This is a genomic window from Pseudomonas sp. Pseusp18, assembly GCF_059506005.1.
The window spans coordinates 4,052,582-4,067,281 of sequence record NZ_CP169240.1; the positions used below are offsets into that span (position 1 = coordinate 4,052,582).

The 14,700-nt window shown below is 55.4% G+C and carries 17 protein-coding genes; 11 read left to right on the forward strand and 6 right to left on the reverse strand.

Annotated elements, in window-relative coordinates; translation table 11 throughout:
• Nucleotides 1-178 precede the first annotated feature (178 nt).
• Nucleotides 179-1,474 (forward strand): type VI secretion system tip protein TssI/VgrG, encoded by a 1,296-nt coding sequence (tssI, locus tag ACEN9A_RS18145; RefSeq protein ID WP_258669103.1) that lies wholly within the window; start codon nucleotides 179-181, stop codon nucleotides 1,472-1,474.
• A 45-nt stretch (nucleotides 1,475-1,519) separates the two neighbouring features.
• Here the strand turns inward: tssI and ACEN9A_RS18150 are convergent, their stop codons facing one another.
• Together ACEN9A_RS18150 and ACEN9A_RS18155 are read right to left on the reverse strand one after the other, a co-directional pair.
• On the reverse strand, nucleotides 1,520-2,227 hold the full coding sequence (locus ACEN9A_RS18150; RefSeq protein WP_309475215.1) for a tRNA (adenine(22)-N(1))-methyltransferase: 708 nt from the start codon (nucleotides 2,225-2,227) through the stop codon (nucleotides 1,520-1,522).
• A 181-nt stretch (nucleotides 2,228-2,408) separates the two neighbouring features.
• The gene (locus ACEN9A_RS18155; RefSeq protein WP_258669108.1) at nucleotides 2,409-2,765 is read right to left on the reverse strand and encodes a VOC family protein; all 357 of its coding nucleotides are present in this window, start codon (nucleotides 2,763-2,765) and stop codon (nucleotides 2,409-2,411) included.
• Between the two features lie 140 nt (nucleotides 2,766-2,905).
• On the opposite strand from ACEN9A_RS18155, the gene ACEN9A_RS18160 reads away from it, so the two are divergent.
• The gene (locus ACEN9A_RS18160) at nucleotides 2,906-3,358 is read left to right on the forward strand and encodes a thiol-disulfide oxidoreductase DCC family protein (RefSeq protein ID WP_258669110.1); all 453 of its coding nucleotides are present in this window, start codon (nucleotides 2,906-2,908) and stop codon (nucleotides 3,356-3,358) included.
• Nucleotides 3,355-3,723, forward strand: a complete 369-nt coding sequence (locus ACEN9A_RS18165) for a DoxX-like family protein (RefSeq protein ID WP_258669112.1) — start codon at nucleotides 3,355-3,357, stop codon at nucleotides 3,721-3,723. The genes ACEN9A_RS18160 and ACEN9A_RS18165 overlap by 4 nt, the downstream gene beginning before the upstream one ends.
• Nucleotides 3,724-3,737: 14 nt before the next feature.
• Here the strand turns inward: ACEN9A_RS18165 and ACEN9A_RS18170 are convergent, their stop codons facing one another.
• The 3 genes from ACEN9A_RS18170 to ACEN9A_RS18180 all read right to left on the reverse strand — a co-directional run bounded on the left by ACEN9A_RS18170 (nucleotide 3,738) and on the right by ACEN9A_RS18180 (nucleotide 6,025).
• Nucleotides 3,738-4,229, reverse strand: coding sequence for a DUF2269 family protein (locus tag ACEN9A_RS18170; protein ID WP_258669114.1), 492 nt, complete (start codon nucleotides 4,227-4,229; stop codon nucleotides 3,738-3,740).
• Between the two features lies 1 nt (nucleotide 4,230).
• Nucleotides 4,231-5,358, reverse strand: coding sequence for a saccharopine dehydrogenase family protein (locus ACEN9A_RS18175; RefSeq protein WP_258669125.1), 1,128 nt, complete (start codon nucleotides 5,356-5,358; stop codon nucleotides 4,231-4,233).
• A gap of 82 nt (nucleotides 5,359-5,440) precedes the next feature.
• Nucleotides 5,441-6,025 (reverse strand): eCIS core domain-containing protein, encoded by a 585-nt coding sequence (locus tag ACEN9A_RS18180; RefSeq protein WP_258669131.1) that lies wholly within the window; start codon nucleotides 6,023-6,025, stop codon nucleotides 5,441-5,443.
• Between the two features lie 349 nt (nucleotides 6,026-6,374).
• On the opposite strand from ACEN9A_RS18180, the gene ACEN9A_RS18185 reads away from it, so the two are divergent.
• The 6 genes from ACEN9A_RS18185 (at nucleotide 6,375) to ACEN9A_RS18210 (ending at nucleotide 12,298) form a co-directional block, all read left to right on the forward strand.
• A complete protein-coding gene (locus ACEN9A_RS18185) occupies nucleotides 6,375-7,751 on the forward strand; it encodes a hypothetical protein (RefSeq protein ID WP_258669133.1) in 1,377 nt (458 codons plus the stop codon).
• A 315-nt stretch (nucleotides 7,752-8,066) separates the two neighbouring features.
• Nucleotides 8,067-8,585 (forward strand): isochorismatase family protein, encoded by a 519-nt coding sequence (locus ACEN9A_RS18190; RefSeq protein ID WP_258669136.1) that lies wholly within the window; start codon nucleotides 8,067-8,069, stop codon nucleotides 8,583-8,585.
• Nucleotides 8,586-8,714: 129 nt separating this feature from the next.
• Complete coding sequence (locus ACEN9A_RS18195) at nucleotides 8,715-9,584, forward strand: AraC family transcriptional regulator (RefSeq protein ID WP_258669138.1); 870 nt, start codon at nucleotides 8,715-8,717, stop codon at nucleotides 9,582-9,584.
• Nucleotides 9,585-10,320: 736 nt separating this feature from the next.
• Complete coding sequence (locus ACEN9A_RS18200) at nucleotides 10,321-10,683, forward strand: hypothetical protein (RefSeq protein ID WP_258669143.1); 363 nt, start codon at nucleotides 10,321-10,323, stop codon at nucleotides 10,681-10,683.
• Nucleotides 10,684-10,737: 54 nt separating this feature from the next.
• On the forward strand, nucleotides 10,738-11,046 hold the full coding sequence (locus tag ACEN9A_RS18205) for a hypothetical protein (RefSeq protein ID WP_258669147.1): 309 nt from the start codon (nucleotides 10,738-10,740) through the stop codon (nucleotides 11,044-11,046).
• A gap of 991 nt (nucleotides 11,047-12,037) precedes the next feature.
• Nucleotides 12,038-12,298, forward strand: a complete 261-nt coding sequence (locus ACEN9A_RS18210; protein WP_258669149.1) for a hypothetical protein — start codon at nucleotides 12,038-12,040, stop codon at nucleotides 12,296-12,298.
• A gap of 191 nt (nucleotides 12,299-12,489) precedes the next feature.
• Here ACEN9A_RS18210 and ACEN9A_RS18215 read toward each other — a convergent pair whose 3' ends face one another.
• A complete protein-coding gene (locus tag ACEN9A_RS18215; RefSeq protein ID WP_258669151.1) occupies nucleotides 12,490-12,954 on the reverse strand; it encodes a VOC family protein in 465 nt (154 codons plus the stop codon).
• Between the two features lie 205 nt (nucleotides 12,955-13,159).
• Here ACEN9A_RS18215 and ACEN9A_RS18220 point away from each other — a divergent pair, with 205 nt between their 5' ends.
• Nucleotides 13,160-14,221, forward strand: coding sequence for an alpha/beta fold hydrolase (locus ACEN9A_RS18220; protein WP_258669153.1), 1,062 nt, complete (start codon nucleotides 13,160-13,162; stop codon nucleotides 14,219-14,221).
• A 160-nt stretch (nucleotides 14,222-14,381) separates the two neighbouring features.
• A complete protein-coding gene (locus ACEN9A_RS18225) occupies nucleotides 14,382-14,693 on the forward strand; it encodes a hypothetical protein (protein ID WP_258669155.1) in 312 nt (103 codons plus the stop codon).
• The last annotated feature ends 7 nt before the right edge of the window (nucleotides 14,694-14,700 follow it).

Consider the following 14,700-nt stretch of genomic DNA (forward strand, 5'->3'; position numbering starts at 1 on the left):
GCAGGCTGAGGCTAATTATGTCCGGAAAGTAAGACGCAAACGCCGATATACAGGGGCGCCAAATTAGTGGGTTAGTGCCTGTTATAGGCTCTTGCCCTGAGCTGGGCTTACCCGGCTTCCTGACATTGACATCTGCGACAGCGCCGATTCAACACCTTATGCAAGAAGAGAACAGTGGATGTTCAGCCCAGCCAATCAGACGCCTTTCAGTTTGACCATCGACGGTTTTGCGCACGATTTTCAAGTACTCGCATTCACCGGAGATGAGGCGATCAGCAGGCCTTACCTCTTCAACGTGGAGCTTGTTAGCGAGCGGTCTGACCTGGATCTCGAAAGCCTCTTCGACGTAGAGGCTTTTCTGACCTTCGACACGAAGGGCAACGGCATCCACGGACGGGTTTATCACATCGCCCAAAGCGGTAAGGATCAGCGTTTGACACGCTACAATCTGGCCCTCGTACCGCACCTGTCCTACTTGCGCCACCGCATCAACCAGAGGATCTATCAACAGTTCTCGGTGCCGAAAATCGTCGCCTTGATACTGGAAGAACACGGGATTGTGGGTGAGGCTTATCGGTTTCATCTGGGGTCGACCTACCCCGAGCGTGACTACTGTACCCAGTACGATGAAACGGATTTGCACTTTATTCAGCGCTTGTGCGAAGAAGAAGGTATCCACTTCCACTTCCAACACAGCGCCCAAGGCCACGTGCTGGTCTTTGGCGATGATCAGGCAGTTTTTCCCAGGATTGGGCAACCCACTGCTTATGGACAAGAGAGCGATAGAGTGGCCAACGAGCCACTGATCAAGCGCTTCAACCTACGCCTGGGGAGAAACGAGCAACAGCCAGGCATGGAAAACGATAACAAGCTGAAGCCTTTCACAAGCCATGAGCACGGCAAGCAGATAAGTCTGCGTGCTATGGAGCGCCGCCACGCGGCTTATCGTCAAGCTGAAGGGCAAGGTGACCAGACCCGGTTAGTCAGTGGCCATGTTCTGAAGATCTCTGGCCACCCGCGCCAGGAATGGAACGACCTATGGTTACTGACTCAGGTCATCCACGAAGGCAAGCAACCACAGGTATTGAGCGAGAACGTCGCCAGTGGCAGCACAGACAACGAGGATGACTTTCATCAGGGTTACCGCAACCGCTTTATCGTTCTTCCGTGGGAGGTGTCCTATCGTCCGCCTTTGGCTCACAAGAAACCTCAGGCACCAAGCAACCACACCGCTGTGGTCATCGCTCTGGAAGACGAGGAGATCCAGGGTGATAGGCGCCTCGGAAGGGTCAAGGTCAAGTTCCCCTGGGACCGCGAAGGTAGATTTGACGACAAGAGTTGTTGTTGGCTGAGGGGGACCTCCAATTGGAGTTGTGAAATGACGCCCCCCCGAACGGGCATGGAAGTCATGGTTACATTTCTCGAAAACGACCCCGACCAACCGCTGATCAGCGGTTGCCTGTGCTGCCGCTAACCGCAAACCCTATAAGGGCAGCAACAGTCAGGTTGAAATAATTACTTAGTCAAGGGCACAAGCCAGCAGGTCGGTGATCCACCGGGCCTGCCGGGCGACGTCCTGCACCTTCTCCTCGGGCACGGCCTGCCGCGCCTTGGCGAAGTTGCTCAGGGTCCGCTGCTTCTCGCGCAACAGGCGCTGCCACTTGATCAGGAATGCCGAGCTGCGTGCCCGCATCTGCAGCGGACCGAAATACAGCTCCTCGGCGGTGTACATCACCGGCCCGGTGCGCTCGGCGACGATGATTTCGTAGTCGAAGCGGTTTTCCCGCAGCACTTCCTCGCAGAGGATGCAGTAACCATTTTCCATCAGCCATTGGCGCAGTGGCTGCTCGCCGCCGTTGGGTTGAAGGATCAGCCGCTCCTGGCCGCTCAGACGTGCCTTGCCGCTGTCGAGGATGTCGCGGATCGTCTCGCCGCCCATGCCGCAGATGCTGATTGCCGTGATCCCGTCTCCCGGCTCGATTGCCGTCAGGCCATTGGCCAGGCGCACGGTGATCCACTGGTCCAGGTCGTTCTCGCGCACGGTGCGTTCGGCCGAGCGAAATGGCGTCAATGCCAGCTCTCCGGCCACCGCCGCCACGATGGCGCCACGGCGCATCAATGCCACAGGCAGGTAGCCGTGATCCGAGCCGATATCGGCCAGGCGCGCACCTGCTGGCACATGTGCCGCCACGCGTTCCAGGCGCATGGACAATGTCTGTTGGTTCAACTGCTGCCCCTTTTCACCACGAGCGTCCGGCACCTTTGACCGGATCGGCCCGCGATTCTGGCGAGCAACGCTGTGCATTTCAAATTTATGCGACCAGGGTCATGGCTCGACCCGCACCTACCGCTTGAGTATCGGCCCAAAGCGACCCCTGGTAATGGACCGCTTTGGGCCGACCTGAGCCCTACTGCTGAGTTGTCCAAACGGCCAGTTCATAGCCATCCGGATCAATGAAGTGGAATCTGCTTCCACCAGGGAACGAGAATATTTCGCGGGTGATAACAGCGCCCAAGGCTCTGAGGCGTTGCTGCGCCTCATCGAGATCATCCGAATACAAAATGATCAAAGGGCCACCAGGTCGAACCGGCTCTCCCGTAGTGAAGCCACCGGTAAGGCGGCCATCACTGAATTCCGTATAGGTCGGGCCGTAGTCGATGAATGTCCAGCCGAACGCACTGCCGTAGAAAGCTTTGCTGCGGGCAATGTCGTCAACATTAAATTCAATATTGTCGATCTGCCGGTCTTTACCACGCACACTCATGGATGCCTCCTTGGCTGATTTCAAAGGAACAATGATATTGCAGCTGTCGGCAAGGAGCAGCCCCCTTCGGCGAAATGCAGACTTTAACGCTGGCACGCGGTTATGATCCGGGATAATCAGGTTCCCTTGGATCCACGCTTATGCCCACCTCGAAAATCCGCCCCTCACCCGCGCCGCTGCTCAAACCAGGAGAGACGGTGGTCTTGTTCGACGGTGTCTGCAAGCTGTGCAATGGTTGGGCGAGGTTCTTGATTCGCCATGACCGCCAGCAGCGCGTGCGGTTAGCGGCGGTTCAGTCCCCCGAGGGACAAGTCCTGCTCGCGTGGGCAGGTTTACCCGTGGATCAATTCGACACCATGGCGGTGATCCGCGACCGACACTACTGGGAGCGTTCGGATGCATTTTTCGAAGTCATCGCCCAGTTACCCGCACTCTGGCGCCCAGTGAACCTGTTGCGCATCTTCCCTCGCATGCTTCGAGATTGGGCATACGACCGCATTGCGCTTAATCGTTATCGGCTCTTCGGGAAATACGACACGTGCCTGTTGCCGGATCCTGATCATGAACAGCGCTTTTTGAAAGCGCCCCTATGAACACCCTCACACGTATTAACTGGATCGCCCGTGGGGGGCTGGCGTTCATGTTTGGCTACCACGGTCTGATTCCCAAGTTGCTGTGGCTGAGCCCTGGCGAGCGAACAATGATCCAGTCTCACGGGATCACTCAGGTTGAGCTGTTCGCCAATATTGCCGGGGTCGCAGAAATTGCGCTGGCCTTATGGATACTGATCGCGCCGCGCAGTGCCTGGCCTCTTGCCGTCGCCGCGACGGCGCTGTTTGGCCTGCTGCTGGATGTAGCAATTTTCAATCCATCAATGCTCAAGGAGGCCTTCAATCCAGTCTCGTTGAATGTGGCGGGACTTACCCTGTGCGCAGTGGCCTGGAACACCAAGACTTGAGCCAGCCGATCCTGCTATCCCAATAGCCCAACCAGTTGCACCGGCGTCATCTTCGTCACCATCATCAGCACAATCACAAACATCCCGACAAATCCGACTACCCCCATCCACCACCATTTTTTGTACACGGATCGGTATTCATCATCGAGTCCGCTTCCGGCCTCAACTGCGCACGACGCCATCAGGTACAGCCGCTTCTGCAACACCAGTACCGGCAGCCAAAGCGAACCCACGCAGAAGAAGATAATCAACGAAGTCAGCACCCACTCCGTGGTCATGGGAAGTCCGGCGAGCCTCATCAGCAGGTAACCCGTGATGATCTGTACAAAGCCTGCCGGCGTGGTAATCCAGGTGTCGAAGCGCACGACCATTCGGGCCACATGCGCGATCACTTGAGGGTTGGCCGTGCGGCTGGCGGCGATCAGGTAGAGGTAGGAGCCCATGCCGAATCCGAACAGGAAAATCGCGGCAATGACGTGGAGGTACTTCAAGCACAGATAGAGCATGTCAGCGGGGCCCGCCAGAGAACTGCACGGACAGGCTCAAATTGTCCGGATCGTTGATCGCTGCCATGTAATCATCGACGGTAATTTCGCCCACGCAAGCCCTGGCACCGGGTTGCGGCACATACCCCTGGGCCATTTTTGCGGCCAAGGCTACAGATGCGCAGCTTGGGATTTGCGGCCCCTTGTCATTCATGGCCGTCAGTTGCACCGTCATGGCCAGCGGTTTCCCGTCAACTCCCCTGCCCTGAACGTCGATGTACATCGCGCTTTTGCCATCGCCGAAACGTTCAAACCGGGTCCCCAGCCGATGCAGTCTGGCGGCCCAAAGGGCATGGTCGCGAACCAGCCCGATCTTCAACGCCTGAGCCAGCAGATAGTTGGCGACACCACCCAGCTTCAAGCCCGCGCCGGCCTTGAAGCTCAGGGTTTGCGCGCCATAGCGGCTGGCGAAAATATCCATGTCCGGCACATCAACGTTGGCCAGCACGCGAGTGCCCAGACGCGGCATCTTGCGCAGCGTCAGATCCTGCCAACCCGACACTTCATGCACCTTGCCATTCTTGAGTTGCCTGATCGGTTTACCTGCGTAGGCGAGTACGCCTTCGACAGTCGACAATCCCGGCATCTTCGCCGAAGAGGAAATGCCATGCTCGATCGAGTCGATACGACTGAAGCGATAGCGCTGCTGATCGATGATGGCTGACGATAGCGTCGGCACCGAACTGCAGCCACTGAGGATCGCCACTCCTGCCTGTTTCGCCAAGGCATCGAGTACGCCAACGCCGTTGACGAAGGTTCGGCAGTCAGACAGGTCGCAGTAGTTCACGCCAGCCTCGATGCAGCTCTCGGCGACCGCATAGGATTGCCCCTGAAACGGGCCGCCGGTATGGATAACCAACTGGATGTCCATCGAGCGCAAAACGGATTTGAACTCAGTGCCCATGGCATTGCCGCACCAACTTTCGGCGACAGTGCCCGATTGGCTCTTCAACTCATCGACTTTGCGCTGCAACTTGTGTGGATCGCGGCCCGAGATCACCAGTTCCACATCTGGCATCACCGCCAAATGCCTGCAAACGATGCTACCGAAGTTTCCGTAGCCACCGACCACCATCACCCTGAACACCATTCAACTCTTCCCTAACTGACAGGCTGCTTTCAGCCAATAATGACTGCTTTATGCCTGTTATGTCAGGCGGCTTCGCTACCCTTCAGTGAGCCTCTCCCCGCACCGACCGTCGAACCTCAGCCTGTATGGCATAAGCCGGCGCCTCCACAGCGTTGAAATCTTGTGTATAGCGCTGGGCAAATCCTTCTACCCCCCATTCCCGAAACTGCTGCACGTGCTTCAGTTCGTGAGCCCAGAGCGCGATGTCCTGTTCTGCGGTTTGAGTGTCCCGGAAGAGGATGATGTCGATCAGCGTCACGGCACCGACGTCGGGGTTTTGCAGCATGGAAGTGGCGGCGCTGAATTGGCCGTTGTCGCTCACTTTGTAGTGCGCGGCATCGAGGACGCTGGGGTCGTACCAGCGCAGCAGTTGCTCCCGGATGTGCGGTGGAATGGGTTGGATCTCGGCGCTGGCTGCTTCAGCGCGTGCCTGGGTCAGCCACAGCGCCAAGGCAGGTGCCGCGACCTGGTAGACGCCATCAGGCATCTGCCCCAAATCTGGCAGGCAGATGCAGCCGTTCAGGCACACTTGTTTCTCGCCAGGTGGGCAGGCGTTAGTCTGGGCTTGCACTACAGGAGTCAGGCCAAGAACAGACAGCGCCACCAAGCATGTAATGATGGGCGGCATCGGACCCTCCAGGGACGGAAGCAGGGCGGACAATCGACGACCCGCATAACTTTAGCGTATCCCTGTCGGGTCTCTTTTCGATGGATGCTTGGGGTCGTTTGCTGCCCGCCCGGAGAAGCCTCTCTCGAGCCTCGCCCTCTCCCCGTCCTAAAGGTTTTGATGGTCAAGCCGATCAGATGAACTCGATACTCAGATACCGACGAAGGACCGTCTCCCCTCGATATTTCTTGGCCTTCGACTACCACGGACATTGTCTCGACCACGTCGCAACAATGTCAAAACCTCGATCCCCTCACAAGATGCATCCGCTATCACGATGAATTACGGGTGCGCCAAGGAGCTGTTTGCAGTGAATCTTCTATTTCGCCTGGCGGGTGTTGCCATCGCTGTGACCCTGGCGGGTTGTGCCCTGCAAGGCAACGGGATGGCCAACTACTATAAGCGCGAGGCTGCCGAGCAGGAGGCGCAAAATCGAGCCATGGCGACCCGAGTACAATCCCGGCCGCTGCCGTTGGATAGCACTTTCAGACTCGACCAAACTGCCGTGCTGACGGTTGACGTACCGGCTGAAGGCACCGAGCCAGCTACCCGGGCCCGGCTTTTCGCGACCTGCGGTTCGTTGACATTGGCGATGGATTATCGACAGGCAAAGAGGTGGAGCAGTCCCTATGTTCTGCCAGCAGACAAGGCGCGGAACATCGCTCAGCAGATGTGCCAAGCGCTCCGAGACAGCGTTTGGAAGCAGCTTCCCGGTGACAGCGAAGACCTTTTGTTATTGGACCCTGGCACCCTGGGCATCGTGAATTCCCGACGCTCGATCTGGGCGGGCATCGACTTCAGGCGCACCCGTCTGGACGAAAGCGAAGGAAAGCCCTACGACCGCCAGTTCGAGCGTGTCGAGGTGGACTGTGCAACCCGCCAGGCCAGCACTCGCCAGGCTTATCGTTTAGGCGATCAGATTTTGCTGCCGCCGCCCGTTAAGCCAATCGACAGTGCATTGGACACTGAACAACGTGCCCGGCTAATTGGCGCCGTGTGCGCCGAGCCCACCAACCTGGCGAAACTCGCCACGCCAGTCACTCGGCAAAAATTGCCGCCGGACATGCGTACACCGGAGCTACCGGCGACATTGTTGACACAGGTCAGCGCCCTACCCCTGGGACAACCGACCCACACGCTCAACCATCTGCAATTCACCTACAACGCTAGCTCTCCGCTCGTGCCGCGCGCCGTGGTCAACGACCATCCAATGGACTTGTATTTGCAATCGGGCCCGGCCCGCGGCATATGGCGCGAGCAAGCGACGGGAGCACTGGGCAGCCAGCGTGTAAGCCTACGCTGGCGTGGGCTGATCGAACTCGCCGCGACGAGCAGCACTGAGCTCGCTGGCAAAACCGACCAGCAAAGCACCCTCACGAACATCGACCTGGATGGTGATTGGCAAAAACTCAAACCTGGGAGTGTTGTCACTTACAGCAAACACTTCACTCAGAGCACCGGCAAACCATTCGTGCAGAAATTTGAGTGTTCGGTAGGCGAATCCCTTCCCGCCACACATACAGTCGCCTCACTGCAAGGCATGGCCCGCAAGGTTACTTGCGTCACCAATAATGCCCTGCAGACAAGTAACGAATACCTCTATCTAGAGGCCTATGATCTGTTCGTGGAAACCGCCGATATTTCTAAACTCATAGTCCAGATCAACACACTCAGGGCGGCAGAATAATGCGCAATCACGGGCGTATTGGGTCGATTGCAGCCCTTCGCAACAGACGTCACCGACTAGAAACGGACCTCAACGATCAATACAAGCAGTAACCGCCACGCAGGTCACGCCCCCTTGCCAACCAGATACCGTGCAGATACTGTCCACTTTATGAATCAGCCACGCATTGCCTCGACCACCACGACCACGACCGCCCAAGGCGGGTCGTGAGAGGTGTCGTGAGCCAATAACGCACGAACTTCAAAGGCCCGCCAGCGATGGACAGGGCCTTTTCTTTTGCCCTTGTGTCGCTGGTCCAAACGCAAGGAAAGCACTATGTACGCACTGTTGATTCTCGATATGCAGGTTGGATTGTTTCATGGTCCGGATAAACCATGGGCTGGCGAAGCGCTGCTGAACACTTTGAATAACCTGTTGAGCAAGGCCCGCACGGCTGGCGCGCCAATTTTCCTTGCTCGCCACGTCGGCCCACCTGGCTCGCCAATCGAACCTGCAAGCCCGTTGGCGCAACTGGTACAGGAACTGCTGCTACAAGGCGACGAAGTAATCTTCGAAAAAAACCGACCCAACGCTTTCGCCATGACTGACCTGGCCGATCGGCTAAAGGCTTGTGGATCTCAAGGTGTGGTTATTGCCGGAATGAAGACCCAGTATTGTGTCGACAGCACCTGCCGCGCCGCACGCGATCTTGGATTCGATGCAGTACTGATCGCCGATGGTCATACCTGCACCGATACCCCTGAGTTGAAGGCCGAACATATCATCGCTCATCACAATGCGACCCTGGCGGGTCCATTCTGTCGCGTCGTTCGCGCTGAGGACTGGCATTTTTAACCGTTTACATCGCCGTGGAAGAAACCGCATCGGCCAACCCAAAACGTACCTTGAGCAAACGCGGCTAGGCGCGTTTACACCGTTATAGTCGATTCTATTGCCGACCGTACTTCCAGGAGCCTTTTCCCAGTGTCTGACATGCCGAGCAACTTCGCCTACACAAAACGCTTCAACGCCGTACTCGCCTACATCGATGCCAATCTTGAAGGTGACTTGTCGGTGAAGACGTTGAGTCATGTGGCGAACTTTTCGGTGTTTCACTTCCATCGACAATTCAGCGCGTTCGCAGGTGTGCCGGTCTCACGTTATGTGCAACTGATGCGGCTACGACGCGCGGCACATCGCCTGGCCTCCCTCGCTGATCACTCGGTACTGGACGCGGCACTCGGTGCCGGCTTTGAAAGCCCCGAGGCATTTTGCAGGGCGTTCAGGCGGGCGTTCGGTATGACCCCGAGTGCGTTCAGGAAGGAACCGAACTGGCAGGTCTGGAATGCGGTATTCGCAATCCCTCATTTTTCCAGGACTATCATCATGCAAGTACGAATCGTGGAATTCCCAGAAGTCAGGGTCGCAGCGCTTGAGCACTGCGGACCACCCGGGCTAGTCAATGAGAGCGTGCGCAAGTTCATCGAGTGGCGCATGCAGAGCGGACAGTCGCCGGTGGCATCGAGTCGCAGCTTTGGCATTCCCTATGGCAACCCCGACACGACACCTGCACAAGCATTCCGCTTCGCCATCTGCGGCGAGATTCACGAGGCTGTGGCGCCGAATGAGTTCGGCGTACGCGAGATCGTCATTCCTGGCGGTCGCTGCGTCGTGGTGCGACATACGGGGTCACCGGATCACATCGGCGAAACGATCTATCCGATTTACCGCGATTGGCTTCCTGCCAGTGGCGAGGAACTCCGTGACCACCCGTTGTTCTTCAATTACCTGAGCGTCTATCCCGAGACGCCGCAGGATCAATGGCAAACTGACGTGTATATTCCGCTTCAATAGCGGAGCAAGCAGCTTTCGACCCTGACGGACATTGACGAGTGTCCGCTCAGGGTTGGCATCCGCATCAACGACGACAGCTTCTTTGCCCGTAACCCAGGGCCTGTTAACGCTTCGCGACAAAGTCAACGAGGGGAAAGCGCAAACCCGCGAAATCCTCGACTGCAGAAAGCCATCCTGACCGGTCGCTTTCCAGTCCCATTGGCAAGTTTTCAAACCCTGTACTACTGTCATCTCGTGCTGGATGCTCGGGATCGCGGACGTTCGATCTCCCCCAAGGTCATGGAATGAAGACCCCATCGTGAACACACAAGTGTTCCAACCGCTGTGCATACGACGTGTACGACGAGCCCAATGGCTCCGGTTCACAGGGAGGTGCTTATGGTGGCTTCAGGTCTAAAGTCTCGGCAGCAAATGCTGAGTATTCACCAATGTATTGATATAAAACATTCTGCTTTTCTCCCCTACCTCCCCTCGCATCCTGGCTCCCTATTTCAGCCCGCTACGTACCAGTAATTGAGCATGCGCAGAGTGCACTGCCTGAGCATGTGCCTAGTGTTGTTGCCTGCCTGCCGGCATGGTTATGGCTGATGACATTCCATTTCCCGGAGGTACTGCTCGAGATGTACAGTCAATACTAGGCACAACCACCTTTTTCATCCCCCAAGGTGGCCCGATTCATGGACCTGTACTGTATGCACTCCCCAAGTACAGCGGGCAATGATGCGAAGAGAAAATGATGAATACTATTAAAGGCAGCGCACCAAAAACCACTATCAAAAAAATACTGCTTTGGATGCTACTACTCGCCACAACATCATACGTCACATCATGCATATTTATTTCAAAACAGAAAAGCATAGCTTTTGAAGCAATCAATATTGGCGATACACAAGGGGTTGTTATCAACCGACTCGGGATCCCTTCTCATGTAGAAAAACCAAGCACTTTATTTACCCGCTACGCATCGCACCACTGTCAACATCCTTGCGTTGAGCGACTATGGTTTGAAAACCGTTTATCCTTTGATATAGAAGCATGGTCGGTAGAACTGGATGAAGGTGGCCGAGTAGTTAAGAAAGCTTATTGGGCATCGCCATAACTGGCCATGTACTGCTCTTTGAAACGCGCTTAATCCTAGTGTAGGAACTGGACCATGAGTCAACTAGAAAAAAGGAGCAAAGTAGGACTCCGTATTGCATTAACTATTGTCTTGTTATTGACATGCATTGTTTTTTTTATTGGCATTGAGCTGTATTCTGGAATTGCACCACAAAAAGCCGTTGGCTACCCCAATTCCGGCCAACTTAAGCTTTATGTATTATTTCCAGCCGCATCAGTTCTTATTAGCGCTTTAATGCTGACCTTCTCAAAAAAGCTGCCGAACTGGTTGTTGATTGTTTTTATACCGATTCAATTCATCGCTATTTTTACGGTTTTTATTTTTTTTGGTGGTGGTGTGTAAGGGCGTCGCTTGTCGGGAAATGGAATTAACGCTACCGCTGGCTGCTGGGGGGGGCGTTTCTGATTCGTGGTCACTAGGTAATGGGTCCGCATCAGGGTTTGGATTCGTTTCTCCACAACTAGGTGCTAATTACAACTACTCCTTCCAGGCTGCATGGAAGATTGGATCAGGATGGTGAGAATGAAGAGTATTGGGCTGTTAGTTTTTATTATATCAATGTGCTTACTGGGAATAATGTGCTTGTTTTTTTCTGAGAAAACGCAAGGCATTATAATCAAGTTGATTGACCGGGCAGGCGCATCAAAAAATTACCCATTCAAGAGCCTGATCAGGTCAAGCAATTATCTATATATTCTTAGATCAGTTGGCGCATTAGCTCTTCTAATGTCTTTTTTCTTAACATGGGGACTGATAAATAACTTATAAAAAAAATACACACAGATGGAGATCACTCTTGGCATCTGCATGGAAATACCCCACCCCGGCGAGCTTCCAGATCAGAAAGCATGTCCGGCCCGGCCATTGGCTTGCCCGCAATTGGTGCGGTGCTAGCGGGCGAAAGTGAGCCATCAAAGTCAGGGTGTAAAAATGACCGACGGAAGCGAACACTTATTTATCGGAAGGCTGGCAATCCTGCCATTTGCCTTTGTTCAGTGGGGCGTTTTGCTTTGGTATGTGAGTTCATTGCGGCGATTACGTGACAATTTTCTGAAAAGATTAATAGGAGGAGCCGTATCTATTGCGACCATTTTCGCAGTGACATTCGGACAAATGGAAGCTTACACAATAATCACTTCTATGCCGCACCCAATGACTGACAACTTTTTCTTTATTGCATTCTCCATCGAGCACGCTGCGTCCATCTTCTTTATCTTCTACACTGTAATTAAAAGACGAAACCACCGAAGGAGAGGGATATACCGATAGCGGCTCACAAGATCAATCTGTAATCAGAGGCAATCTGGCGATACAAAATCTGGGAGGCGAGAGAATGAATGCACTTAAATGCGTCGTGGGAGTACTGGCCTTAGGCTTTTGGTTTTCTTCATTTTTTGCCTGGAATTACTTTGATGCTCACGGACTGAGAACGCCGGATCTTCAAAGTGGAAAAACCTACCCGCTGGATACGCACGGTTCGGTTGTATATCTAACGTCCCATGAGCATTACTTTTTGTACGGTTTGATCATCGCTGGCATAGTGTTTTTCCTGCTCAGCGCTGTTTTTTATTTTGTCGGGAGCAAGCGACCATAGTTTGTTGCCAGTGGACACAATGAAGAAGCACCATGGCGCTAACCAGCAAAATTTCACTCTACGACAGTCGATGGCCCACGCTCTTCCTTAGCGCCACGGTTTATGGGGGTCAGTCTCGACATCCGCTCGCAGTGACCACGTAGAGCCTGGACCAATCGGCTAGTCAGCGTGGCAATGCCGAGCGCCCTCCCTCAGCCCTCCTCGGCAAATGCATCCTTGATAAATGCCTCCAGCTCTTTCTCTTCAAGCAACTCAATAGAAAAATGCCCGAAGCGTTTCGGTAACCAGAGTATGCGTGTCCCACTTGGCGTCTGGAGGTTATCGCGAGACAGCGGCTTGCCGTTTTCATCTTCCGGCTGGACGCCTGCGTCGATCAATTCGTCGTAGGCTGCCTCGATGTCCGGTGTGGAATAGCAGTGCCGGTAGATGGTGCCTTCGCCGTTGGCGTCCATCAGAGCCTTGAGATTTCCGGTAAACGGTTGCACCAGCATAAGGCGCTCCGTACCAAACATGACGATCGCATAGCGCACATGCAAACCGTCGCGCTGCCAATCAAGTGTCTTTGAAATTCTGGCGCTGAAGACACGGGCGTAATACCTGCACGCTTCCTCGAGGTCTTTGACGAGAACATCAACGTGGCTGAACTTTAATTTCAATGGCCCCACCTTCTTCAGATATGCGATTTGATACCGAGATCTCTCCCTATGTATCACAGTGTGTCTGATTAGCCTCTCGATACATGGCTTTTCACTTGGCCTGCGATTCGACACAGGCCAGATACGTCGCCGCGTTCAAATGCAAGCAAGGTTTCGAGGGGATCAGCCAGAACCCCTGGCCAACGGCTTGCAACGGAGATATCACATGAAGATGGCACTGCAGAACAAAACCGGCAAAACCCGCCACCGCCTGCTCGGTTCATCGATCCTCGCGTTTACCCTGTTCGGTATTCTCGGCGCGGCCCACGCACAAACGACCGCCGCGCAGCCAACCGCGATCGATGCTGGCGCCACTCATGCAACACCCTCCCCGTTCGGCCCGCTCAAGCATGTCAACGCCGGCCTGCTGGACGTGGCATACGCCGAAACAGGCCCGGCTAATGGGCCAGTGGTGATTCTTCTGCACGGCTGGCCGTACGACATTCACAGCTATGACGAGGTCGCCCCGTTGCTTGCCGCGAAGGGCTATCGAGTGCTGATGCCGTATGCGCGTGGCTATGGCGATACGCATTTTCTGTCCGATAAAACCGTTCGCAATGGCCAACCGGCTGCGCTGGCCAGTGACGTCATCGACTTCATGGATGCGCTGAAGATCAAACAAGCCGTGCTCGGTGGTTACGATTGGGGCGCACGCTCGGCCGACATCGTCTCGGCGCTGTGGCCAGAACGGGTCAAGGCGCTGGTCTCGGTCAGCGGGTATCTGATCGGCAATCAGGCGGCCGGCAAGAACCCGCTGCCACCCAAGGCTGAATTGCAGTGGTGGTATCAGTTTTACTTCGCCACCGATCGCGGTCGCGCCGGGTACGAGAAAAACACCCACGACTTCGCCAAGTTGATATGGCAACTGGCTTCGCCGAAATGGGCGTTCGACGACGCCACTTTCGACCGCAGCGCCAAGGCGCTGGAAAATCCCGACCATGTCGACATCACCGTGTTCAACTACCGCTGGCGCCTGGGCCTGGTCCAGGGCGAGAGCCGATACGAAGCGCTGGAGCAGAAACTGGCCACGGCGCCTTCCATCAGCGTGCCGACCATCACCCTTGAAGGCGATGCCAACGGTGCGCCGCACCCGGCCCCCGAGGATTACGCCAAGCGCTTCACCGGCAAATACGAGTTCCGGCTGATCAGCGGCGGCATCGGCCACAACCTGCCGCAGGAAGATCCGCAGGCGTTCGCCAAGGCTGTGATTGATGCGGATCACCTTTGAGGTGATCTGAAATCCATGCACTTGCCCCGATGAACACCTTCACAGCAACGGCTCGTTTTATTTAACGAGCCGTTTTAACCAAGGCAGGCGCAACACCGTCTAATCTAAATAGAACACGACCACAAACACGCCTCCAGCCTCTTGATACAGGGGAAACGGGATGATCGGCAAAACAGCACGCCAATGCTCGTCATGGATCCTCCCTTCCCTGCTCGCCATCAACCTGGCCCTGACCGCGGGCTGTGCGGGCAAAACTTCCACGGCCCGCTACTCGGCCTCAAGTACAGACTCAAGCGCAAGCTCAAGTTGCTATGCAAAAGCGCTACCCACTGCTGGCGAGGGCGGCCTGGCCTGGGGCTCGACCCTGGACATGGCTCGCCAAAAGTCCATGGATAATTGCATACGCTATGCCGGCCAATCCGGTGGCACGCCGACGACCTGTCATGTGGTGATGGCGGAGTGCAAAAACTGATAGGAGC